27 protein-coding genes and 1 pseudogene are annotated in these 20,749 nt (G+C 68.6%); 17 read left to right on the top strand and 11 right to left on the bottom strand.

Translation table 11 applies throughout. The features are described from left to right. Positions 1–151: 151 nt before the first annotated feature. Positions 152–244, bottom strand: a pseudogene (locus A5692_RS30300) (formylglycine-generating enzyme family protein); the annotation flags it as partial. Positions 245–370: 126 nt separating this feature from the next. Between A5692_RS30300 and A5692_RS01680 the strand changes: the two are divergent. The 14 genes from A5692_RS01680 (at position 371) to rplO (ending at position 8,349) form a co-directional block, all read left to right on the top strand. Then, the gene (locus A5692_RS01680) at positions 371–1,366 is read left to right on the top strand and encodes a DUF4436 domain-containing protein (RefSeq protein ID WP_082962312.1); all 996 of its coding nucleotides are present in this window, start codon (positions 371–373) and stop codon (positions 1,364–1,366) included. 32 nt (positions 1,367–1,398) lie between these two features. Next, positions 1,399–2,907 (top strand): HNH endonuclease signature motif containing protein, encoded by a 1,509-nt coding sequence (locus A5692_RS01685; protein WP_068051415.1) that lies wholly within the window; start codon positions 1,399–1,401, stop codon positions 2,905–2,907. Positions 2,908–2,910: 3 nt separating this feature from the next. Further along, complete coding sequence (locus A5692_RS01690; protein WP_156765876.1) at positions 2,911–3,363, top strand: hypothetical protein; 453 nt, start codon at positions 2,911–2,913, stop codon at positions 3,361–3,363. A gap of 51 nt (positions 3,364–3,414) precedes the next feature. Next, on the top strand, positions 3,415–3,951 hold the full coding sequence (locus A5692_RS01695; protein ID WP_068051418.1) for a DinB family protein: 537 nt from the start codon (positions 3,415–3,417) through the stop codon (positions 3,949–3,951). 200 nt (positions 3,952–4,151) lie between these two features. Continuing rightward, positions 4,152–4,520 (top strand): 50S ribosomal protein L14, encoded by a 369-nt coding sequence (rplN, locus tag A5692_RS01700; protein ID WP_003403649.1) that lies wholly within the window; start codon positions 4,152–4,154, stop codon positions 4,518–4,520. Further along, complete coding sequence (gene rplX / locus A5692_RS01705) at positions 4,521–4,838, top strand: 50S ribosomal protein L24 (protein ID WP_066945894.1); 318 nt, start codon at positions 4,521–4,523, stop codon at positions 4,836–4,838. Between the two features lies 1 nt (position 4,839). Continuing rightward, positions 4,840–5,403, top strand: coding sequence for a 50S ribosomal protein L5 (gene rplE, locus A5692_RS01710; RefSeq protein WP_067924213.1), 564 nt, complete (start codon positions 4,840–4,842; stop codon positions 5,401–5,403). 2 nt (positions 5,404–5,405) lie between these two features. After that, positions 5,406–5,591, top strand: coding sequence for a type Z 30S ribosomal protein S14 (locus tag A5692_RS01715; RefSeq protein ID WP_003873499.1), 186 nt, complete (start codon positions 5,406–5,408; stop codon positions 5,589–5,591). Positions 5,592–5,658: 67 nt separating this feature from the next. After that, the gene (rpsH, locus tag A5692_RS01720) at positions 5,659–6,057 is read left to right on the top strand and encodes a 30S ribosomal protein S8 (protein WP_068051420.1); all 399 of its coding nucleotides are present in this window, start codon (positions 5,659–5,661) and stop codon (positions 6,055–6,057) included. 10 nt (positions 6,058–6,067) lie between these two features. Then, positions 6,068–6,607, top strand: coding sequence for a 50S ribosomal protein L6 (rplF, locus tag A5692_RS01725; RefSeq protein ID WP_068051423.1), 540 nt, complete (start codon positions 6,068–6,070; stop codon positions 6,605–6,607). Between the two features lie 41 nt (positions 6,608–6,648). Next, on the top strand, positions 6,649–7,017 hold the full coding sequence (gene rplR / locus A5692_RS01730) for a 50S ribosomal protein L18 (protein ID WP_082962315.1): 369 nt from the start codon (positions 6,649–6,651) through the stop codon (positions 7,015–7,017). A 38-nt stretch (positions 7,018–7,055) separates the two neighbouring features. After that, on the top strand, positions 7,056–7,733 hold the full coding sequence (gene rpsE / locus A5692_RS01735) for a 30S ribosomal protein S5 (protein ID WP_068051427.1): 678 nt from the start codon (positions 7,056–7,058) through the stop codon (positions 7,731–7,733). Further along, positions 7,730–7,912 carry a 50S ribosomal protein L30 gene (rpmD, locus tag A5692_RS01740; RefSeq protein WP_068051429.1) on the top strand — a complete coding sequence of 61 codons (183 nt, stop codon included), beginning with the start codon at positions 7,730–7,732 and terminating at the stop codon, positions 7,910–7,912. Before rpsE ends, rpmD begins: the two co-directional genes overlap by 4 nt. Next, a complete protein-coding gene (gene rplO / locus A5692_RS01745) occupies positions 7,909–8,349 on the top strand; it encodes a 50S ribosomal protein L15 (RefSeq protein ID WP_068051430.1) in 441 nt (146 codons plus the stop codon). Before rpmD ends, rplO begins: the two co-directional genes overlap by 4 nt. Here rplO and A5692_RS01750 read toward each other — a convergent pair whose 3' ends face one another. Beyond that, positions 8,350–9,276: an LLM class flavin-dependent oxidoreductase gene (locus tag A5692_RS01750; protein WP_068051432.1), complete on the bottom strand. Its 927-nt coding sequence runs from the start codon at positions 9,274–9,276 to the stop codon at positions 8,350–8,352. Positions 9,277–9,315: 39 nt separating this feature from the next. On the opposite strand from A5692_RS01750, the gene sppA reads away from it, so the two are divergent. Further along, a complete protein-coding gene (gene sppA, locus A5692_RS01755; protein ID WP_068051434.1) occupies positions 9,316–11,088 on the top strand; it encodes a signal peptide peptidase SppA in 1,773 nt (590 codons plus the stop codon). Positions 11,089–11,092: 4 nt separating this feature from the next. Here the strand turns inward: sppA and A5692_RS01760 are convergent, their stop codons facing one another. From A5692_RS01760 to A5692_RS01780, 5 genes are all read right to left on the bottom strand, one after another. After that, a complete protein-coding gene (locus A5692_RS01760) occupies positions 11,093–12,016 on the bottom strand; it encodes a class I SAM-dependent methyltransferase (protein WP_068051436.1) in 924 nt (307 codons plus the stop codon). A 22-nt stretch (positions 12,017–12,038) separates the two neighbouring features. Then, positions 12,039–12,953 carry a class I SAM-dependent methyltransferase gene (locus tag A5692_RS01765; RefSeq protein WP_068051438.1) on the bottom strand — a complete coding sequence of 305 codons (915 nt, stop codon included), beginning with the start codon at positions 12,951–12,953 and terminating at the stop codon, positions 12,039–12,041. 10 nt (positions 12,954–12,963) lie between these two features. Further along, entirely contained in the window at positions 12,964–13,914 is a 951-nt protein-coding gene (locus tag A5692_RS01770; RefSeq protein ID WP_068051440.1) for a class I SAM-dependent methyltransferase, read from the bottom strand. Between the two features lie 118 nt (positions 13,915–14,032). Continuing rightward, positions 14,033–15,067, bottom strand: a complete 1,035-nt coding sequence (locus A5692_RS01775; protein WP_068051441.1) for a dihydrodipicolinate reductase — start codon at positions 15,065–15,067, stop codon at positions 14,033–14,035. Between the two features lie 22 nt (positions 15,068–15,089). Beyond that, complete coding sequence (locus A5692_RS01780) at positions 15,090–15,728, bottom strand: class I SAM-dependent methyltransferase (RefSeq protein WP_369830247.1); 639 nt, start codon at positions 15,726–15,728, stop codon at positions 15,090–15,092. Between the two features lie 74 nt (positions 15,729–15,802). On the opposite strand from A5692_RS01780, the gene A5692_RS01785 reads away from it, so the two are divergent. Then, positions 15,803–16,654 carry an AraC family transcriptional regulator gene (locus A5692_RS01785; protein ID WP_068051445.1) on the top strand — a complete coding sequence of 284 codons (852 nt, stop codon included), beginning with the start codon at positions 15,803–15,805 and terminating at the stop codon, positions 16,652–16,654. Here the strand turns inward: A5692_RS01785 and A5692_RS01790 are convergent. After that, the gene (locus A5692_RS01790; protein WP_068051447.1) at positions 16,647–17,252 is read right to left on the bottom strand and encodes a TetR/AcrR family transcriptional regulator; all 606 of its coding nucleotides are present in this window, start codon (positions 17,250–17,252) and stop codon (positions 16,647–16,649) included. The genes A5692_RS01785 and A5692_RS01790 overlap by 8 nt on opposite strands. Before the next feature lie 88 nt (positions 17,253–17,340). Between A5692_RS01790 and A5692_RS01795 the strand changes: the two genes are divergently transcribed. Then, positions 17,341–18,198, top strand: coding sequence for an SDR family oxidoreductase (locus A5692_RS01795; RefSeq protein WP_068051449.1), 858 nt, complete (start codon positions 17,341–17,343; stop codon positions 18,196–18,198). A 3-nt stretch (positions 18,199–18,201) separates the two neighbouring features. On the opposite strand, the gene A5692_RS01800 is transcribed toward A5692_RS01795, so the two are convergent. The 3 genes from A5692_RS01800 to A5692_RS01810 are packed head-to-tail and all read right to left on the bottom strand — an operon-like array spanning position 18,202 to position 20,749. Further along, entirely contained in the window at positions 18,202–19,119 is a 918-nt protein-coding gene (locus A5692_RS01800; RefSeq protein WP_068051451.1) for an MBL fold metallo-hydrolase, read from the bottom strand. Continuing rightward, positions 19,119–19,772 carry an L-fuculose-phosphate aldolase gene (locus A5692_RS01805; RefSeq protein WP_068051453.1) on the bottom strand — a complete coding sequence of 218 codons (654 nt, stop codon included), beginning with the start codon at positions 19,770–19,772 and terminating at the stop codon, positions 19,119–19,121. Before A5692_RS01805 ends, A5692_RS01800 begins: the two co-directional genes overlap by 1 nt. Then, positions 19,769–20,749, bottom strand: a complete 981-nt coding sequence (locus A5692_RS01810; RefSeq protein WP_068051475.1) for an NAD(P)-dependent oxidoreductase — start codon at positions 20,747–20,749, stop codon at positions 19,769–19,771. The genes A5692_RS01805 and A5692_RS01810 overlap by 4 nt, the downstream gene beginning before the upstream one ends.

Below are 20,749 nucleotides of genomic sequence, written 5' to 3' on the forward strand. Positions count from 1 at the left end.
GGTGGGATGCTAGCGAACAGCCCTGCCGCTCGCGCGGCGAATTCCCATGTCCGCGTGCGCCTGGCGGTTCCGTCACCCGCTGGACATCCTCGGTTCACCCACTGGACGACGGCTTGCATCGGCACCGGGCGGCGACACGGCGAACCGTTTGCTAGCGCGACCCCGCGTCGGCCACGCAGCGAAACCCGATGTGGGAGGTCGCCGAGTCCTGCGACTGCGGTGACGGAACCGCCAGGCGCACGCGGACATGGGAATTCGCCGCGCGAGCGGCAGGGCTGTTCGCTAGCATCCCACCACGTGGCGCCCCGACACAGTGCACCTCGGCAGCCATGCCCGCGCGGCACCAGCAAGCAGCCACGCCGGTCGGCCGATGACGTCTGAGGCGCCGGCGCCCGCGTCGGCCCAACCGGCGGTCGGTGCGCCGGCCGCGCCGACGAATCCGGCGCCGAAGAAAAAGAAAAAATCGGCGGGCAAGGTCAAGCCGCCGAAGTTGAAGAAGTCGCAGATCGAGATCGGTGTGGCCATCCTGGTCACCGTCGTCATCACCTACGCGCTCTCGCTGCTGGGGGTCCATGCGCTGCAGCGGGAATCGGGCCCGCTCCCTCCCCTGGATCTGAGCCAGGGTGGGGGCGACGCCACCATCGTGCAGCTACGCGTCGAGGAGCTGAAACCCGTCGCGAACCGGCTCACCGTCAACGTCCTCGTTTATCCGGGGGTTGCGCAGTACGACCCACGATTCGACGTGTTGGGCAACGACGTCGCCGTGCGGCTGTATCCGACGAGCGACCTCGGGGACCTGAACTACCCCAAGGGAAAGGCGCCGGCGCAACTCACCACCACCATCGAGGCGCACGGAAATCCGCGGAACTGGCCATTCGACAAGTACAAGACCGAGCCGATCGCGGCCGATGCGTTCGTGGGGGCAGGTGACAACCGCAAGAAGGTGCCGGCCATCGTCGAGGTAACCGGATCGTTGGACGGTTGGAGCATCAACGTCGAGCGTGTGCGCGACCCGAGCGGGCTTCGGACTTCGCGGTCGATGGACACCGGCAACGTGGTCGTCACCTTGGAGCGGGCCGACGGGCCGCTTGTCTTCGACCTGGTGATCTGCCTTGTCCTGATGGCGCTGCCGACCGTGGCGCTGTTGGTGGCCATTCCGATGGCGATGGGCAGGCGGAAGTTCGTGCCACCGTTCGGCACGTGGTACGCCGCGATGCTGTTCGCCGTCGTACCGCTGCGCAACATCCTTCCCGGCAGCCCGCCGCCCGGTTCATGGATCGACCAAGCGTTGGTGCAGTGGGTGCTGCTGGCGCTGGTGACGGCGATGAGCCTGTACATCTTCTCCTGGGTGCGGCAAGGGGACTAGTTCTGTCGTACCCGCGTGGCAATATCGAATATATGTTCGGTTCCCGGGTGTCGTCGGCAGAGGTGATCGCCGCCTTCGATGAGCACTTCGAGCGGCGGTATCCCTCGAAGACCGCGGAGTCTTCGGGGCTGCTGGAGCGGGTGTCGTGTTGTGCGCGGCTGGAGAATCGGGCCGTCGCCGCGCAGTTGGCGGCGATCGGGGAGTTGTTCGCCTATCGGTTGTCGCGGTGTGGGGAGACCGAGGATTGGGCGGTGGATACCGAGGCGGCGGTGGCCGCCGAGGTGGCCGCGCAGTTGGGGATCAGTCAGGGGTTGGCGGCCAGCCGGGTGCGGTATGCCCGCGCGCTGCGGCAGCGGCTGCCGAAGGTGGCCGCGGTGTTCGCCGCCGGGGATATCGATTTCCGGATGGTGGCCACGCTGGTGTTTCGCACCGAGTTGATCACCGATGCCGAGGTGGTGGCGGCCGTCGATGGGCGGTTGGCCGCACAGGTGGCGCGGTGGCCGTCGTTGACCCCGGCGCGGTTGGCCGCCCGGGTGGACAAGATCGTGGCGGGCGCCGATGCCGATGCGGTGCGCCGGCGCCGCGACCGCGCCGCGGGCCGTGAGGTGTGGATCGGTGAGATGGGGGAGGGGCTGGCCCGCCTGGAGGGTGTGTTGTTCAGCCCTGACGCGCACGCGTTGGAGGCGCGGCTGAACGCGTTGGCGGCCACGGTGTGCGCGCATGATCCGCGCACCCGAGCTCAGCGCCGCGCTGACGCGCTGGGGGCGTTGGCGGCCGGTGCCGACCGGCTGGGCTGCCGCTGTGGGCGCGCGGATTGTGCGGCCGGCGGCCGGACGCCGGCGGGTCCGGTGGTGATCCATGTGCTCGCCGAGCAGGCCACCGTGGACGGGCGCGATGGGGCGGCCCCGGCCTCGGAGCTCCGCGCCGACGGGTTGATCCCACCCGAGCTGATCGCCGAGCTGGCCGCCTCGGCCAAGCTGGTGCCGCTGATCCACCCCGGCGACGCCCCACCCGAGCCGGGCTATGTGCCGTCGCGTGCGTTGGCCGATTTCGTGCGGTGTCGGGATTTGACGTGTCGGGCGCCGGGCTGTGATCAGCCCGCGGCGGGCTGCGACATCGACCACACCGTCGCCTATGCCGACGGCGGGGTCACGCACGCGTCGAACCTCAAATGCCTGTGCCGGCTGCATCATCTACTCAAGACCTTCTGGGGGTGGCGCGATGAACAGCTCCCCGACGGCAGCGTGATTTGGCGGCTGCCCGACGGGCACCGCTACATCACCACCCCGGGCAGCGCCCTGTTGTTCCCCGGCCTGTGCCGGCCCACCGCGGCGCTCGAGGTCCCCGGAGCCGACGCGGCCATCGAGGGTTACTGCGCCGAGCGCACGGCCATGATGCCCCGACGCCGCCGCACCCGCGCCCACGACCGCGCCACTCGCATCACCACCGAACGCAAACACAACCGCCGGGCGCGGCTTGGCGCCCAAACCACACAAACCGGCCCCGCACCACCAGCCGATGACGAGCCGCCACCGTTCTAAAGGGTGGCCGGCGTGCGGAACAAAGCACCCAATTTCGTCAGCGTCTCGAACGCTGCGGCGATAAAATGCGTGTGTTCAACCGTGGAGAACATGATCGTGAGATTCGTCGCTAAAGGTGTTGCGTTACTCGCCGTTTGCGTTCCGATCGTCGGTTCGCCCGGATTCGCGTGGGCCGACACCGTTGAGCCGACCCACCTGGCTTCGGTCGAAAGCTGGCCGGACAACGCCTGCGGGGGCTTTTATTCCTGGCATGTGGTCAACGCCTCGAAGGATTTTCCGATCCGCGCGACCGTGGCGGTTCAACGCACAAAAGGTGGCGAGCAGTTCAACGATCAATACGTGTACAACCTCGCGCCCGGCACATCGAGCTTCGTCTCGTGCAGAAGAATAACCGCTACGGACGGCCCCGCTTATTACGACGTAAAAGCCTGGCTGGCGGGCGCGCAAAAGGCTTAGCAATCCACCACCGACGAAACCCCAGCACGGTTCTAGGTGGAAAATTGCCCCATGCCCGCACCGCTGCCCCCGTTGGCCGGCGAAGACCACGTCTGTGAACGCTGTGAGCTGAGTTATTCGAGTGTTCGGCTCGACGACGCGATCGGCGTGATCGCCGGCCTGCCGGACGCCGTCCGGGTTGCGGTCTCCGCGATCCCGCCCGAAGCGCGACGGGTGCGTCCCAGCCCGGAAGTATGGTCGGTCGCCGAGTACCTCTGCCACGTGCGCGACGTCTACGTCAGTTTCACCATCCGGCTGTACCGCGTCCGCACCGAGCACCAGCCCGCGTGCGAGCCGATGTTCAACGATCTGCGGGCCCGCCGCTTCCGATACAACGACTGCGACATCGATGCCACGCTCGACGAGCTGGCGGCCGCCGCGGCGGGCTTCCGCGACGAAGTCGCGCGCACCAAAGGTCCCGGCTGGGACCGCACGGCAACCCGGTTGCCGGGGGAGGAGCGCACCGCCCGCTGGCTCGTGCGGCAGGCCATGCACGAAGGCGTGCACCACCTCGGCGATATCGAAAGAATCGGCGAAACCGCTCGCTGAACCGGCCTCGCACCCGCCTCGGCCGCGAATTTGGCTCTGAGCTGCTCGTCCCCTAGACTCTAGGGGTTGCCTTGGGCAGACCTCGGCCGGTGCGAATCGGCCCCGCGTGCCCTTCGGTGACAAAGACCGCGCATGTCAGGTTATTCGGTGGGCTGTGGCTTGCCTCCTGCCGTGCACACGCAACCAGGTCAGGAGATCGAGTGATTCAGCAGGAATCGCGGCTGAAGGTGGCCGACAACACCGGCGCCAAGGAGATCTTGTGCATCCGCGTGCTCGGCGGTTCGTCGCGACGCTACGCGGGCATCGGCGACGTCATCGTCGCCACCGTCAAGGACGCCATCCCCGGCGGCAACGTCAAGCGGGGGGATGTCGTCAAGGCCGTCGTCGTGCGGACGGTCAAGGAGCGCCGCCGCCCGGACGGCAGCTACATCAAGTTCGACGAGAACGCCGCGGTGATCATCAAGCCCGACAACGACCCGCGCGGCACCCGCATCTTCGGCCCCGTCGGCCGCGAGCTGCGTGAGAAGCGGTTCATGAAGATCATTTCGCTGGCCCCGGAGGTGTTGTAGATGAAGATCAAGAAGGACGACACCGTCCTGGTCATCGCCGGCAAAGACAAGGGCGCCAAAGGCAAGGTGCTCAAGGTTTACCCGGAGCGCAACCGGGTCCTGGTCCAGGGCGTCAACTCGATCAAGAAGCACACCGCGGTTTCGAGCAACCAGCGTGGAGCCCAGTCCGGCGGAATCGTCACTCAGGAGGCGCCGATCGACGCCTCCAACGTGATGGTCGTCGACTCCGACGGTAAGCCCACCCGCGTCGGCTACCGGGTCGACGAGGAGACCGGCAAGCGGGTTCGTATCTCCAAGCGCAATGGCAAGGACATCTAGCATGACCACTGCAGAAAAAGTTCAGCCGCGTCTGAAAGAGCGCTACCGCAACGAGATTCGTGATTCGTTGCAGCAGCAGTTCGGTTACGCCAACGTCATGCAGATCCCGACGGTGACGAAGGTCGTCGTCAACATGGGCGTCGGCGACGCGGCTCGGGACGCGAAGCTGATCAACGGCGCGGTCAACGACCTGGCGCTGATCACCGGTCAACGGCCGGAGATCCGCCGGGCGCGCAAGTCCATCGCCCAGTTCAAGCTGCGCGAGGGCATGCCGATCGGTGCGCGGGTCACCCTGCGGGGCGACCGGATGTGGGAGTTCCTCGACCGCCTCACCTCCATCGCGCTGCCGCGTATCCGTGACTTCCGCGGCCTGTCGCCCAAGCAGTTCGACGGAGTCGGCAACTACACCTTCGGGCTGGCCGAGCAGTCGGTGTTCCACGAGATCGACGTGGACAAGATCGACCGGGTCCGCGGCATGGACATCAACGTCGTCACCTCGGCGACGACCGACGACGAAGGACGAGCGCTGTTGCGGGCCCTCGGCTTTCCCTTCAAGGAGAACTGAGCATGGCGAAGAAGGCACTGGTCAACAAGGCCGCACGCAAGCCGAAGTTCGCGGTGCGCGGCTACACGCGCTGCAACAAGTGCGGCCGCCCGCGCGCGGTCTTCCGCAAATTCGGGCTGTGCAGGATCTGCCTGCGCGAGATGGCGCACGCGGGCGAGCTGCCCGGCGTGCAAAAGAGCAGTTGGTAACGAGCCCCAAACAGTTGCGCGGTAGGCCCGGAACGGGAACCGCCGCGAGGAAGGTGACACGCCTGTCATGACTATGACGGACCCGATCGCAGACTTCTTGACACGTCTGCGCAACGCCAATTCGGCGTATCACGACGAGGTGACGTTGCCGCACTCGAAGATCAAGGCGAACATCGCCGAGATCCTCAAGGCCGAGGGCTACATCACCGACTACCGAACGGAAGACGCCCGGGTCGGCAAGGCGCTGGTCGTCCAGCTCAAGTACGGGCCAAGCCGGGAGCGCAGCATCGCCGGGCTGCGGCGAGTGTCCAAGCCCGGCCTGCGGGTCTATGCGAAATCGACCAACCTGCCGCGCGTGCTCGGCGGCCTGGGTGTGGCGATCATCTCGACCTCCTCGGGCCTGTTGACCGACCGCCAGGCAGCCAGACAGGGCGTGGGCGGCGAAGTCCTCGCATACGTGTGGTGAGGGAATAGATATGTCGCGTATTGGTAAGCAGCCGGTTCCGGTTCCCTCCGGAGTCGACGTAACGATCGAGGGCCAGAACGTCTCGGTGAAGGGGCCCAAGGGCAACCTCAATCTGACGGTGGCCGAACCGATCACGGTGGCGCGCAACGAGGACGGCGCGATCGTGGTCAGCCGTCCGAACGACGAGCGGCGCAACCGCTCGCTGCACGGGCTGTCGCGCACCCTGGTCTCCAACCTGGTCACCGGCGTGACCGAGGGTTACACCACCAAGATGGAGATCTTCGGGGTCGGCTACCGCGTGCAGCTCAAGGGCGCCAACCTCGAGTTCGCGCTGGGGTACAGCCACCCGGTGGTCATCGAGGCGCCCGAGGGCATCACGTTCGCGGTCCAGTCACCGACGAAGTTCTCGATCTCCGGGATCGACAAGCAAAAGGTCGGCCAGATTTCGGCGAACATCCGCCGCCTGCGCCGTCCCGACCCGTACAAGGGCAAGGGCGTGCGCTACGAGGGCGAGCAGATCCGCCGCAAGGTCGGAAAGACAGGTAAGTAGTCATGGCGCAAAAACAACCTGACAACGCCGCGCGAAAGCCGGTGGGGCAGAGCGTGTCCGCAACCCGCCGGATCTCCCGGCTGCGTCGGCACGCACGACTGCGCAAGAAGATCGAGGGCACGCCGGAGCGTCCGCGCCTCGTCGTCAACCGGTCCTCGCGCCACATCCACGTGCAGCTGGTCAATGACGAGAACGGCACCACGGTGGCCGCAGCGTCGTCCATCGAGGACGACGTGCGCGGCCTGCAGGGGGACAAGAAGGCCCGCAGCGTGCGGGTGGGCCAGTTGATCGCCGAGCGCGCCAAGGCCGCCGGTATCGACACCGCGGTGTTCGACCGCGGCGGGTACACCTACGGCGGACGGATCGCGGCGCTGGCCGATGCCGCACGCGAGAACGGATTGAGTTTCTAGATGATCGAGACCTCGAACAAGACTGGAAGGACCGCATAATGGCGGAACAGTCGGCCGGCGGGCAAGGGGCCCCGGACAGCCGTGACTCGCGCGGTGACCGCGACAGCCGCGGTCGGCGCGACGGCGGTGACCGTGGCCGTGGTCGCGACCGCGACGGCGACAAGAGCAACTACCTGGAGCGGGTGGTCGCCATCAACCGCGTCTCCAAGGTGGTCAAGGGTGGTCGGCGCTTCAGCTTCACCGCGTTGGTCATCGTGGGTGACGGCAACGGCATGGTCGGCGTCGGCTACGGCAAGGCCAAGGAAGTTCCGGCCGCCATCGCCAAGGGCGTCGAGGAGGCACGCAAGGGCTTCTTCCGCGTGCCGCTGATCGGCGGCACCATCACGCACCCGGTGCAGGGTGAAGCGGCCGCCGGCGTGGTGCTGCTGCGGCCGGCGAGCCCTGGTACCGGTGTGATCGCCGGCGGCGCGGCGCGTGCCGTGCTGGAATGCGCCGGGGTGCGCGACATCCTGGCCAAGTCGTTGGGCAGCGACAACGCGATCAACGTGGTGCACGCGACCGTCACCGCGCTCAAGCTGCTGCAGCGTCCCGAGGAGGTGGCGGCCCGGCGCGGGCTGCCCATCGAGGACGTCGCCCCCGCCGGAATGCTCAAGGCGCGGCGGGAAAGTGAAGCGCTGGCCGCCAGTGCCGCGCGAGAGGGAACGGCACCGCAATGAGCCAACTGAAGATCACCCAGGTGCGCAGCACCATCGGGGCCCGCTGGAAGCAGCGGGAGACCCTGCGCACCCTGGGCCTGCGACGGATCCGCCACTCGGTGGTCCGTGAGGACAACCCACAGACCCGCGGCCTGATCGCGGTGGTCAACCACCTCGTGGTCGTGGAGGAGGCCAAGTGACCATCAAGCTGCACGACCTGAAGCCGGCCCCGGGGTCGAAGACCGCCCGGACCCGCGTCGGTCGCGGTGAGGGCTCGAAGGGCAAGACCGCCGGCCGCGGTACCAAGGGCACCAAGGCCCGCAAGAACGTGCCGGCCACCTTCGAGGGTGGGCAGATGCCGATCCACATGCGGCTGCCCAAGCTCAAGGGGTTCCGCAACCGGTTCCGCACCGAGTACGAGATCGTCAACGTCGGCGACATCAACCGGCTCTTCCCGCAGGGCGGCTCCATCGGGGTCGACGACCTGGTGGCCAAGGGCGCTGTGCGCAAGAACGCGCTGGTCAAGGTTCTCGGTGACGGCAAGCTGTCCGTCAAGGTCGACCTGACCGCGCACAAGTTCAGCGGCAGCGCCCGCGAGAAGATCACCGCCGCGGGCGGCTCGGCCACCGAGCTGTGATCAACCCAGCCGCGGAATCACTTCCGCGGCAAGGCGTTCCATCTGCTCGCGGTTCTCGGGTACGCCGACGCCGACGGGATTGAGCAGCAGGTACTGCGCGCCCGCGTCGATCACCTCCCGCAGCCCGCGTGCGACGTCGTCGGGCGTCCCGGACACCGGAACGTCTTCGACGCCCGGCATCCTGCCGTAGATCCGGCGCAGCCCGGCGAGCACCCGCTCGCGGGCGCGTGCCGCGTCGTCGTCGACCATCAGGTAGACCCGTTTGCCGATGGTGAAATGCGCCGCGTCCTTTCGCTGTTCGTCGAGTTCGCGGCGCACGACGGTGACCGCTCCGGCGAACGCCTCGGTGGTCGAGGAGCCGGCGCCCAGGAACGAATCGCCGTGGCGCACCGCCCGGGCCAGGGCCTTGGGGGCAAGGCCGCCGAACCAGATGGGCGGATGTGGCCGCTGCACCGGTTTGGGTTGGATGGGCAGGTCGTCGACGTCGCGGAACCGGCCGTGGAAGGTGATCCGCGGCTCGTCGGACCAGGCGGCCTTCATCAATTCCAGCCCCTCGGTGAAATACGAGATGTACGTGGACTTTTCGACGCCGAACGCGGCGAACCTGCGGAAGCCGCCGCCGGTCCCGACGCCGACGTCGAGCCGGCCGTGGCTGAGCCGGTCGACGGCGGTGACCGACGAGGCCAGCTGCAGCGGGTCGTGCAGTGACGTCACCAGGACGGCCACGCCGAGCCGCAGGCGCTCGGTGCAGGCCGCGCAGTAGGCCAGCAGCTCCAGCGGTGCCAGCAGCGGCGCCTCCCCGATGATCTGTTCGAGCACCCAGCCGCCCTCGAAGCCGAGCTCTTCGGCGCGAACGAGATAGTCGCGCAACCCTTCGGCGTCGAACCCGTCGTAGTCGAATTGGGGGATCGCGATGGAGAACCTCACCCCACCACCGTACGGCGGCGGTGTCGGTACGCTGCAAACATGTTCGCCTTCCTGCCCTCGATTCCCGGGGCCGACGATGTCCGCGCGCTGGCCGGACGAGTCGACACCGCCCGCCACCACGGCGTCCCGAACGGCTGCGTGCTCGAGCTCGACCTGCGTTCGGCGCCGCCGGAGGCCACGGGGTTCGACCCGCTGGCGATCTTCACCGGCGGGAAACCGATGGCGCTGCGCGACGCGGTCGCCGCCATCCACCGCGCGGCCGAGGACCCACGGGTCGCCGGGCTGATCGCCCGGGTGCAACTTGCGGCGTCGCCGCCGGCGGCGGTGCAGGAGCTGCGCGAGGCCATCACGGCGTTCAGCGCCGCCAAGCCGTCGCTGGCCTGGGCCGAAACCTACCCGGGGACGCTGTCCTACTACCTGGCCTCGGCGTTCGGCGAGGTCTGGATGCAGCCCTCGGGAAGCGTCGGATTGATCGGCTTCGCCAGCAACGCCACCTTCCTGCGCGACGCGTTCGACAAGGCGGGCATCGAACCCCAGTTCGTCGCCCGCGGCCAATACAAGTCGTGGGCAAACCGTTTCACCGAACACGGCTTCACCACGGCCCACCGCGAGGCCGTCACCCGGATGCTGGAAAGCCTGCAGGAGCAGGCCTGGCAGGCGATCGCCGACTCGCGCAAACTCGAACCCGGGACGCTCGACGCGCTGGCCGACCGCGCGCCACTGCTGCGCGACGACGCCGTGGCCGCCGGTCTGCTCGACCGGATCGGATTCCGCGACGAGGCATATGCCCGCATAGCGGAAATGGTTGGCGTGAAAGATGTTTCGGATGACACCGATCCGCCGCGGCTGTATCTGACTCGCTACGCCGCTGCGGCCCGCCCGCGGCTGACCCCGCCCAAACCACCGGTTCCGGGCCGGCGGCCCAAGCCGACCCTGGCCGTCATCACCCTCGACGGCATGATCGTCGACGGGCGCGGTGGTCCCGGGTTCCTGCCGTTCGGCGCCACCACCGCCGGCGGCGACACCATGGGGGCGGCGCTACGGGAGGCGGCCGCCGACGACTCGGTGTCCGCGATCGTGCTGCGTGTCAACAGTCCCGGCGGCACGATCACCGCGTCGGAAAGCATCTGGCGCGAGGTGAGCAGGGCGCGGAAGCGGGGCAAGCCGGTGGTGGCCTCCATGGGTGCGGTCGCCGCTTCCGGCGGTTACTACGTCTCGATGGGGGCCGACGTGATCATCGCCAACCCGGCGACCGTCACCGGGTCGATCGGGGTGATCATCGGCAAGCTGGTGATCCGAGATCTGTTGGAGCGGTTGGGGGTGGGGTCAGACACCGTGCGCACCAACGCCAACGCCGACGCGTGGTCGATCGACGCGCCCTTCACACCGGAGCAGCAGGCCCACCGGGAAGCCGAGGCGGACCTGTTCTATGCGGACTTCGTGCGGCGCGTCGCCGAAGCGCGCAACCTGACCGCCGAGGCCGTCGATCGCGTTGCGCAGGGACGAATCTGGACCGGCGCCGACGCCCTCAAGCACGGGCTGGTCGACGAGCTCGGCGGCTTCCGCACCGCGGTCCGCCGGGCCAAGGTGCTGGCCGGCCTGGACGTGGACAGCGAAGTGCGCGTCGTCAGCTATCCGGGCTCCTCGCTGCTGGACATGGTGCGCCCCCGGGCCTCGTCGCAACCGGCCGCCGCGTCGTTGCCGGACGCACTGGCGGCCCTGCTCGGACGCACGGTCGGCGGCATCCTGGACAACGTCGAACAGTCGCTGGGCGGCACCACGGTGTTGTGGCCGGGGCAGTCGCGGTTCTGAGGACCTAGGCTTTGAGGGCGGTGAGCCCGCCGCTGATGAAGATGATCTCGCCGAGCGGGTCGTCGTTTTCCGGGGCGGGCGCCTCGATGCCCTGGCGCGCAAACAGCTCGGTGCGGGTCGTGCCTTCGACGTCCCAGTGCTTGGACCGCAGATAGTCCACGACGTGGTTGCGTTCGCCGGCGTAGACCAGCGACGCCATGTCGATGTCCACGCCGTGCTCGCGGAAGGAACCCGACATCTCCCGCACCTTGTCGGCATCGAAATCCACGATGCCGGGCACGAATTCGGTGGCGATCGTGCTGCCGGGGACGCTGAGCGCGATGATGTTGTCGAACAACCGGTCCTGGGCCTCCGGCGGCAGATAGATCAGCAGACCCTCGGCCAGCCACGCGGTCGGCGCAGTCGCATCGAATCCGGCCGCCTTCAGCGCGGCCGGCCAGTCGGCGCGCAGATCGATCGGCACGGTGCGCCGCGTCGCCGTCGGTTCGGCACCGATGCCGGCCAACGTGGCGGTCTTGAACTCGATCACGCGGGGCTGGTCGATCTCGTAGACCACCGTGCCGTCCGGCCACGGCAACCGGTACGCTCGCGAGTCCAGCCCGGAGGCCAGGATCACCACCTGCCGGATTCCGTCCGCCGTCGCCTTGACGAAGTAGTCGTCGAAGTACTTGGTGCGCACGGCCATTCCGTCGACCATCGCCTGCACGCGGACCAGCGAAGCGTTCTCGATCGCGTCCAGGTCGAGCTGGCCGTCCATCATCTTGGTGAAGAAGTCCACCCCCACCGCGCGCACCAACGGTTCGGCGAACGGGTCGTGGATCAGGCCGCGGGGATCCTTCGTCGCCATGGCGCGCCCGGCGGCCACCATGGTCGCCGTCGCGCCCACACTGGACGCCAGGTCCCACTCGTCGTCGTGAGCGCGTGACATAGGCGAAACCCTAGTCAATCCGCTACGCCAGTGTCGCGGCGACGTAACTCAACTCGCCGAAGGTGGCCGACATCTCGTCCTCGGGGAATTCAAACCCGTTCTGGGCGTACAACTCCCGGGCCGGATGTGCGGTCACCCGCCAGCCCTGGCCGGTCAGGTAGTCGGCGACGACGTTGCGTTCCCCGCGGTAGAACAGGTCGGCCGCGTTGAGGTTGAAGCCGAAGCGCTGCCACCGTTCGCTGATGCGCTGCAACCGCTCGTCGGAGAACGCGTTGGGGTCGGGCACGTGCTCGGTGGCCAGCCGGCTGCCCGGCGCGCTGAGCGCGGTGATGTTGTCGAACAGCCGGTCCTGGGCCTCGGGCGGCAGGTAGGGGAGCAGCCCTTCCGCGCTCCACGCGGTCGGCTGCGTCACGTCGAACCCGCCTTCGCGCAACGCAGCCGGCCAGTCGTCGCGCAGATCGATGGCGATCGCGCGGCGCTCGGCGGTCGGGGCGGCGCCGAGCCCGGCCAGCGTGTCGGTCTTGAACGCGATGACCTGCGGCTGGTCGATCTCGTAGACGACGGTGCCCGCCGGCCATGGCAGGCGGTAGGCGCGAGTGTCCAGGCCGGAGGCCAGGATCACCGCCTGTCGCACACCGTCTTTGGTGGCGCCGGTGAAGAAGTCATCGAAAAAGCGGGTGCGAACCGTGATCTGCTCGGCCCGGGCCTTGCGGTTGAACAGCGGGTCGTCCTCGAAATCGACCTGCCCGTCCACGATGCGGATGAAGGGCTCCAGGCCGACCGCGCGGACCAGCGGCTCGGCCAGCGGGTCGTCGAGCAGCGCATCGGGGCCCTGCGACGCCACCGCGCGGGAGGCCGCCACCATGGTGGCCGTCGCTCCCACGCTGTGCCCGGGGCCCCAACTATCGCCTTCTGTGCGTCCCGATTCCACAGTCATGCAATGGCTCCTATCTCTCGTCCAACGTGCCGCTGACGTAAAGCACTTCACCCATGCGCATGTCGTCGTCCTTGAGCGGCGGAAGCCCGTTGGCCGACAACAACTCCCGGATGCTGACGCCGTTCAGCGCCCAGCCCCGGTCGCGCAGGTAGGGGGCCGCCTCGTTGCGTTCCCCGAAGTAGACCAGCCCCGCCATGTCGAGGTCGAAGCCGTGCGCACGCCAGCGTTCGGAGATCTGCTGCATGCGCTCCTTCATCTTGTCCTCGTCGCCGGGCTCGGGGCTGGGCGCGCTCTCGACGGCCAACCGGCTGCCCGGTGCGCTGAGTTCGGTGATGGTGTCCAGCAGTCGGTCCTGCGCTTCCGGGGGCAGATAGCCGAGCAGGCCCTCGGCGCTCCAGGCGGCGGGCTGGGCCGGGTCGAAGCCGGCGGCCCGCAGCGCGGCGGGCCAGTCGTCACGCAGGTCGATGGCCACCACGCGCCGCTCGGCGGTCGGCGTGGCGCCCAGTTCGGCCAGGGTGCGCGACTTGAAGTCGATGACCTGCGGCTGGTCGACCTCGTACACGACCGTCCCGGCGGGCCACGCCAGCCGGTAGGCGCGAGCGTCCAGCCCCGAGGCCAGAATCACCGCCTGCGTGATTCCCGCGCGCGTCGCGTTCAGAAAGAATTCGTCGAAGAACCTCGTGCGCACCGCCATGTTGTCGGCCATCCGGGACATGGCGCCGGCGGACCCCGTCGCGCCGTCGTGCGCGTCGTTGAGCTCGTCCGGGCTCACTTCGCCGGTCGCCAGCCGGGTGAGCAGGTCCACGCCGACGGCCCGCACCAGCGACTCGGCGAACGGGTCGTTGATCAGCGGACGCTCGGCGCGGGTCGCGACGGCGCGGGCGGCGGCGACCATCGTCGCGGTCACCCCGACGCTGGATGCCAGGTCCCAGGTGTCGCCCTCGTACCTGGTGGAATTCATGCTCGCCCCGTTCAGAAGTAGTTAGGCTAATATTTAGCCGATATAACAAGCTGCCACCACTGTACGCTTCCGCCGGTCGGCGGCAACCGGGCTGGCGGCCCCCTGAACGCGACCAGCGTTAGAGCAGGGCGCCCCGGGATCCGGTGACGGGCAGATCGATCGGCGTGATGACGCCCGGTTGCGCGTCGCACAGGAACGGTATGGCGTTGACCGCCGCGACGGCGGTGCTGTCCATCAACACGGTCATCACGTCCTCGCCGGGTTTGCCGAAGCGGATCGTCGCGTCTACGCGTGGCTCGCCTTCGATCACCACGTTGAAACCCTTGGGGTCGGTCCATCGCGGGTCCAGCGCGTCGTCGCTCATGGTCCAGCAGATGGCGAGCTCGACCACCGGGCGGCCCCCGCGATAGCCGCGATAGGTGCGGCGCTGGCCCCCGGCGGTGCCGGCGGCGTACTTCACCCAGCCCAGATCCAGGTCCCGGGTCAGGACCGCGGGCTCGACCAATGCCTCCTTGGAGTCGAGCTCGGTGCCCAGCATGGTGGCGATCATGTCCAGCGTCTCGAAGTAGCCGAGGCCGTATCGTTGCGCCGCCGGGTCGAGGTGCGTCACCCGCTCGCGCGGTGGCTTGCCGAATCCGAGCACCTTCCAGACGTCCTGTATGGGATAGGTTGTGCAGTCCAACGTTTCGACGAGTTTGACGCTGTGCACCCGTCGGCACGCGCCGGTGAGGAACCCGGCGACGACGTTGATGAAGCCCGGCTCGAAGCCCGTCCCCAGGAAGGTCGCGTTGCCCCGTCGGGCCGCCTCCTCGAGGGCCGGGAGTTCAACCGGGTGGTGGGTGCCGGTCAGGAAATCCCCGGTGGTGACCACGTTGATGCCCCGGCGCAGCATCCTTTCCACCAGGTCGTAGTCGATGGCGCGCGGCATGTAGTTCACGCAGTCCGGGGCGAGGTCGAGCAGCGCGTCGACGTCGCCCGTCGCGGTGACGCCGGTCGGGGGCCGGTCCGCGAGCACCCCCGCGTCGCGCCCCACTTTCCCCGCCCCGAGGGCGTGCACGCCCACCACCTCGAAGTCGTCGCGGTCGAGCAGGATGCCGAGCGCTCGCTTCCCGATGTTGCCGGTGGACCACTGAACCACGCGGTAGGGCGCCATGGCACCAACCGTAACCGGCGGCCTAGGCGGGGCGGGTGGCGCGATAGTAATTCAACCGCCCGAGGATGCGGTGCCGCTCCGAGGCGACCTCGGTGCACTCGAACCCCGCCCCGCGCAGCAGGCGCGGGATCGCGTCGCCGAGGTTGCCCGCCGCGTGGTGGTTGCGCCTGATTCGCCGCGCCAGCAGGCCCTGGTCATCGGTCATGTCGCCGCCGACGTCGACCAGATGCAGCCGGCCGCCGGGGCGAAGAACCCGGAAGATCTCTTGAGCGGCAGTCGCTTTGGTGCCCTCGTCGACATGATGCAGCATCATCGACGACAGCACCCGGTCGAATTCGCCGTCGGCGTAGGGGAGCCGTTCGGCGTAGCCCTGCTCGAAGCGGATCCCGGCCGCCTTTCGTTTCGCCCGGCCCAGCGCGCGCGGGTCGGGATCGCATCCGATGACCTCCAGGTGCGGGTGGGAGCGCTTCGCCCGAATGGCGAGATTTCCTGTACCACAGCCGATTTCCAAGACATGACGGCAGTCGTCGAGTTCGGCCTGCGCGAGGAGCGCGTCGTGGACCCTTCTCATGCCGAGCAGGCGTGATATCAGGTCGTAGGTCGGCAACAGCGCGTCGTGACCGGCGGCGGGCAGGTAGTCATGTGGATGATGTTTCGTCACGTGATCCATGGTGAACCGCTGACAGAGTCAAGAATTGGTCGATCCTCGGTCAAAGTAGGACTATTTTTGGCGATATGACGCGACCGGCCCGGATGGTTCGTCAGCTCGCCGGGGTGCCGGTCTATGCATACCGGACCGATCCGGACACGCCCCCGGTCGCGGTGGTGCGGTCCGGCCCCGAGGATTTCGTCGAACGCGGTCGCCACATCCACGACTTCCCGGCGCTCTGGTACCTCCCGTCGCCCTCGCTCGTCTACGTGGCGGCCGCGGGTGAGGTGCTCGACCCCGGCCGCCTGGAAGACCTCGACGACGGTGTCGCGGTGTTCTTCGACCCCGCGGCCCTGGGCGAGGACGGGCGATCGCCCTGGCCGGCGTGGCGAGGACACCCGCTGCTGTTTCCGTTCCTGCACGGGCACACCGGCGGCATCCTGCGGCTGCAGGTGCCCACCGCGCGGCGACCGGCATGGGACGCCGCGATCCGGTCGATCGAAGCCGAGCTGCTCGCGCGGCAGGACGGCTATCGGCAGGCCGCGCTGGCGCATCTGACGCTGTTGTTGATCGACCTCGCGCGGCTGGCGGGCCCGGCGGTGGCCGAGCTGCGCCGCGCGGGCGAGCCGCTGCTGGCCGAGGTGTTCGATTCGATCGACCGCCGGCACACCGAGCCGTTGTCGCTACGCGACGTCGCGGGCGAACTCGGCGTGACGCCCGGACACCTGACCACCGTCGTGCGGCGCCGCACCGGGCGCACGGTCGGCGAGTGGATCACCGACCGTCGCATGGCCGCGGCCCGCGGGTTGCTCGCCGAAACCGACCTGCCCATCCGGGAGGTCGCCTGGCGGGTCGGAATGTCCGATCCCGGCTATTTCAGCCGGCTGTTCAGCCGGGCGCACGGCGTCTCGCCCCGCCGGTGGCGAGACGCTACGTAGTGGGGAGATTGCCCACGCCGCGCATCGTGATATCGATGGCGTGTTCGACCGCGGCGCGCAGTTGTTCAGTCGTGCCGCCGCCTTGCAGGCAGACGAGTGCCGCGGCAATCGCCGCCCCCATGACCGAGCCGACGACGGCGGCAGCGGCCGCCGGGTCGAGCACGTCGGAATAGGCGCCATGGAGCGCCGCGGCCAATCGGGTCTCGGCGAGGAAGTATCGGTGCAGGGTGGCCGCTTGGACGGCGGGTACCGACAGGATCATCGGCAACCGCACCGCGGCCAGGCCGCCCTCGACTTCCTCGGTGAGGGCGTCGGCCAACATGTGTTGCATCGCTGCCAGGAGGACATCGGCCAATCGATCATCGGATCCGCGCTGATCGATGAGCGCCACCGCGGTGTCGATCCGGCGGGCGAGGTGGGGGAAGAGGACCTCATCCTTGCTCGCGAAGTAATTGAAGAACGTCTTTGTGGACACACCTGCGGCCGAAGCGATTTCGGCGACCGTGGTCTGCTCGTAACCCTTCTCCTCGAACAGTCGCATCGCCGCGCCGATCAGCTCCTGCCTAGTCTGCCGTCGCTTGCGTTCCCGCAGGCTCATCGCGCTCGCCGTCGCGACTCCTTCCAGAAAAGTTATATCAAGAGTAATATTATATCGAGTGTAGTAACGCACCCGAGAGGCCCCGGCCATGCAACGGTTCACGAACTTCGAGGACGCCGTGGCGATCGTCACCGGCGGCGGAATGGGTCTGGGCGAAGCGCTGTGCGAGGAACTCGGGCGCCGAGGCGCGACGGTCGTGGTCGCCGACATCGACGGCGACGCAGCACGTCAGGTGGCCCAGCGCCTGGCGCAGGCCGGCGCACCGGCTGTAGCCGTGCCCGTCGACGTGGCCGACCCGATCGCGATGGCGGAGCTGATCGAGAACACCGTCTCCGAATACGGGCGCATCGACTACATGATCAACAACGCCGGCATCGCGATCGGCGGGGATTCGCGAGACCTGTCGATGCAGCAATGGCGTCGCGTGCTCGATGTCGACCTGCTGGGTGTGGTGTACGGGTCGGTGCACGCCTACCGGGCAATGGCGCGCCAGGGCCATGGGCACATCATCAACGTTTCCTCGCTGAGCGGGCTGGTTCCCCAGCCGGGCAACGCCGCATACTGCACCAGCAAGCATGGGATCGTCGGCCTTTCGCTCTCCCTGCGGGCTGAGGGAGTCGACCTCGGCGTGAAGGTGAGTGCAGCATGTCCGGGCGACATGAAGACGAAGATCTACGACAATATGGTCGTGGTCAACATGCCGCGCGAGCAGGTGGCGACGTTGAGTCGGCGCACCCACTATCTGATGCCCCAGATGACCGCTGAGGCCGCGGCCCGCGCGATCCTGCGTGGCGCGGAGCGGAATCGACCGCTGATCGTGTTTCCCGCTGTGGTTCAGGTCATCTGGCACCTGTACCGCCGGTTTCCGGGCCTGTTCTATCGGGTCAACGTCCACCGGATGAGACTGTTCCGCGGACTTCGAGCCAATCAACCCGAAACGCCATAGCTGTCAGAGGGATTCGAAGCCCAGCCAGCGATCGATGTCGAAGCGGTCGTCGTCGGCGCGGATCGTCGCGCCGCCGCAACCGGGGTAGTGCGCGGGGAGCACGGCCGCTTTCGCCCGGACCGCCTCGGTGAAGACCCGGCGGCGGGTGGCGGCGGCGGCCGGCGCGTCGACGTCGAAGGCGCAGGCGTCGGCGGGTCGACGGAGTTGCAGCGGGCTATGGGTGAGGTCGCCCACGAAGACCGCAGGCTCACCCGCATCCAGCCACAGCACCGAGGAGCCGGGGGTGTGCCCCGGGGCGGGCCGCAGCCGCAGCGACCGGCTGATCTGGTAGTCATCCGACCATCCGACGAGCTGGCCCGCTTCCTCGATGGGCGCCACGCTGTCGGCGAACACGAGCCGGTCGCCTTGCTGCTGGGCCGCTTCCTCGTCGGTACGCGGCGTCCGCCGCGCCGCGGGCCCGTCGGGCGCGAAGAAGCGAAAGTCCTTGGCGGGCAGCAGGTACCGGGCATTGGGAAACGTCGGCACCCACCTGTCGTTGTCGAGCATGGTATTCCACCCGACGTGGTCGGAGTGGATGTGGGTGTTCACCACCACGTCCACGGCGCTGCGGTCGACGCCCGCCGACCGCAGCGCGGCCAGGAACCCGGTGTTCAGGTGGTCCAGCGGCGGCATGTGCGGGCGCGGGCGGTCGTTGCCGACACCGGTGTCCACGACGACGGTCAGCCCGTCGACCTCGATCACCCAGCTCTGGATCGCGATGTGCCACTGATCGGTCGAGGGGTCGAAGAAGTCCGGCACCAGCAGGTCGGCGTTGTCCCGCCAACCCGATGCCGGGGTGTTGGGGAAAAATTGTGTGCCCAGGTCGAATTGGAGTTCGAGCACGCGCGTCACCCGCGCGTCACCGAACCGGACGGGGCGCATCAGGCGTTCGCGCGCAGGTAGCCGTAGACGCCGGCGAAGTTGCGGTTCACGTCCTCGGGGATGGGCACCGCGCCGCCGAGTGCCCTTGCGCCCCAGACGATCTGGGCGGTGCGCTCCACCAGGGCGGTGATGTGCAGCACCTTGTTCGGCCGCGGGCCCACGGCCACCAGGCCGTGGTTGGCGATCAACGCGGCACCCCGGCCGTCGAGCGCCTTCACCGCATTGGCGCCCACGTCGGGCGTGCCGGACGCGGCATACTCGGTGCACCGCACGTCGCCGCCGCAGTAGACGGCGAACTCGTCGATGCAGGCCGGAATCGGTTGGTGCGCAACCGCGAACATCGTCGCCCACACCGGGTGGCTGTGGATGACGCTTCCGACATCGTCGAACGCGCGGTAGCAGGCCAGGTGCAGCTGCATCTCCGACGACGGCGAGCGGCCGTCCGCCGCGCGCAGCACGGCGCCGTCCGGGTCGACCAGGACGAGGTCGTCGAGCTGCATGTCGCGGTAGTCGACCGACGACGGCGTGATGACGATGTTCCCGTCGGGGCGCCGCGCGGAGATGTTGCCGGCCGTTCCCTCCACCAGGCCCCGGCGCAGCATGTCCTTGGCCGCGTCCAGCACCGCGGATTCGGGGTGGTCGACGAACTTCATGGCCGTAGCACCTCCGGGTTGACGACGTGGGCGGGCGGGTCGCCGGCCAGCAACGCTTCCAGGTCGTCGGCCACCATCTGCGCCTGCCGCGCCTCAGTGTTCCACGTGGCGCCGCCGATGTGGGGCGTCAGCACGACGTTGGGCATGCCGACGAGCGGGTGGTCGGTGGGCAGCCATTCGCCGACGAAGTGGTCCAGTCCGGCTGCGGCCACCTTTGCGCCGCGCAGCGCCTCGACAAGCGCGTCGGTGTCGTGCAGTTGAGCGCGGGCGGTGTTGAGGAAGACCGCGCCGTCGCGCATGGCGGCGAACTGCGGCGCACCGATCATGCCGACGGTGTCGTCGGTGACGGGCGCGTGCAGGGAGACGACGTCCGCCTCGCTCAGCAGCTCGTCGAGGCCGTGCCGTGCGTCGTCGTTGTACGGGTCGTGGGCGATGACGCGCATGCCCAGGCCGGTCAGCCGCCACCGGGTGGCGCGCCCGACGGCGCCCAGGCCCACCAACCCGGCGGTGCGCCCGGCGATCTCCCAGCCGCGGAACCGCTGATAGGGAATGGTGCCGTCGCGAAAGATGTTGCCGCTGCGGACATCCGCGTCCGCGGGCAGCAGCCCCCGGGTCGCGGCGAGCAGCAGGGCCACCGTCATCTCGGCGACCGCGTCGGCGTTGCGGCCCGGGGTGTTCAGCACCGGTACACCGGCCGCGGTGGCCGCGGCGATGTCGACGTTGTTGGGGTCCCCGCGGGTAGAGGCGATCACCCGCAGGCCCAGTTCGAACACCGGCCCGGCGACCGAGTCGCTTTCCACCACAACGACATCGGCGCCTTCGGCGGCGATGCGTTCGGCCAGCTGCTCGGCGCTGTAGATCCGCAGCGGGGTCTGCTCGATCCAGGGGTCATAGACCACGTCCGCCAGCTCCCGGAGCTTGGCGAACCCGGGCCCCCGCAGGGGCGCGGTCACCAGCGCGCGCGGTCTTGACGTCAC

This window comes from Mycobacterium sp. E342 (assembly GCF_001667665.1).
Taxonomy (GTDB): domain Bacteria; phylum Actinomycetota; class Actinomycetes; order Mycobacteriales; family Mycobacteriaceae; genus Mycobacterium.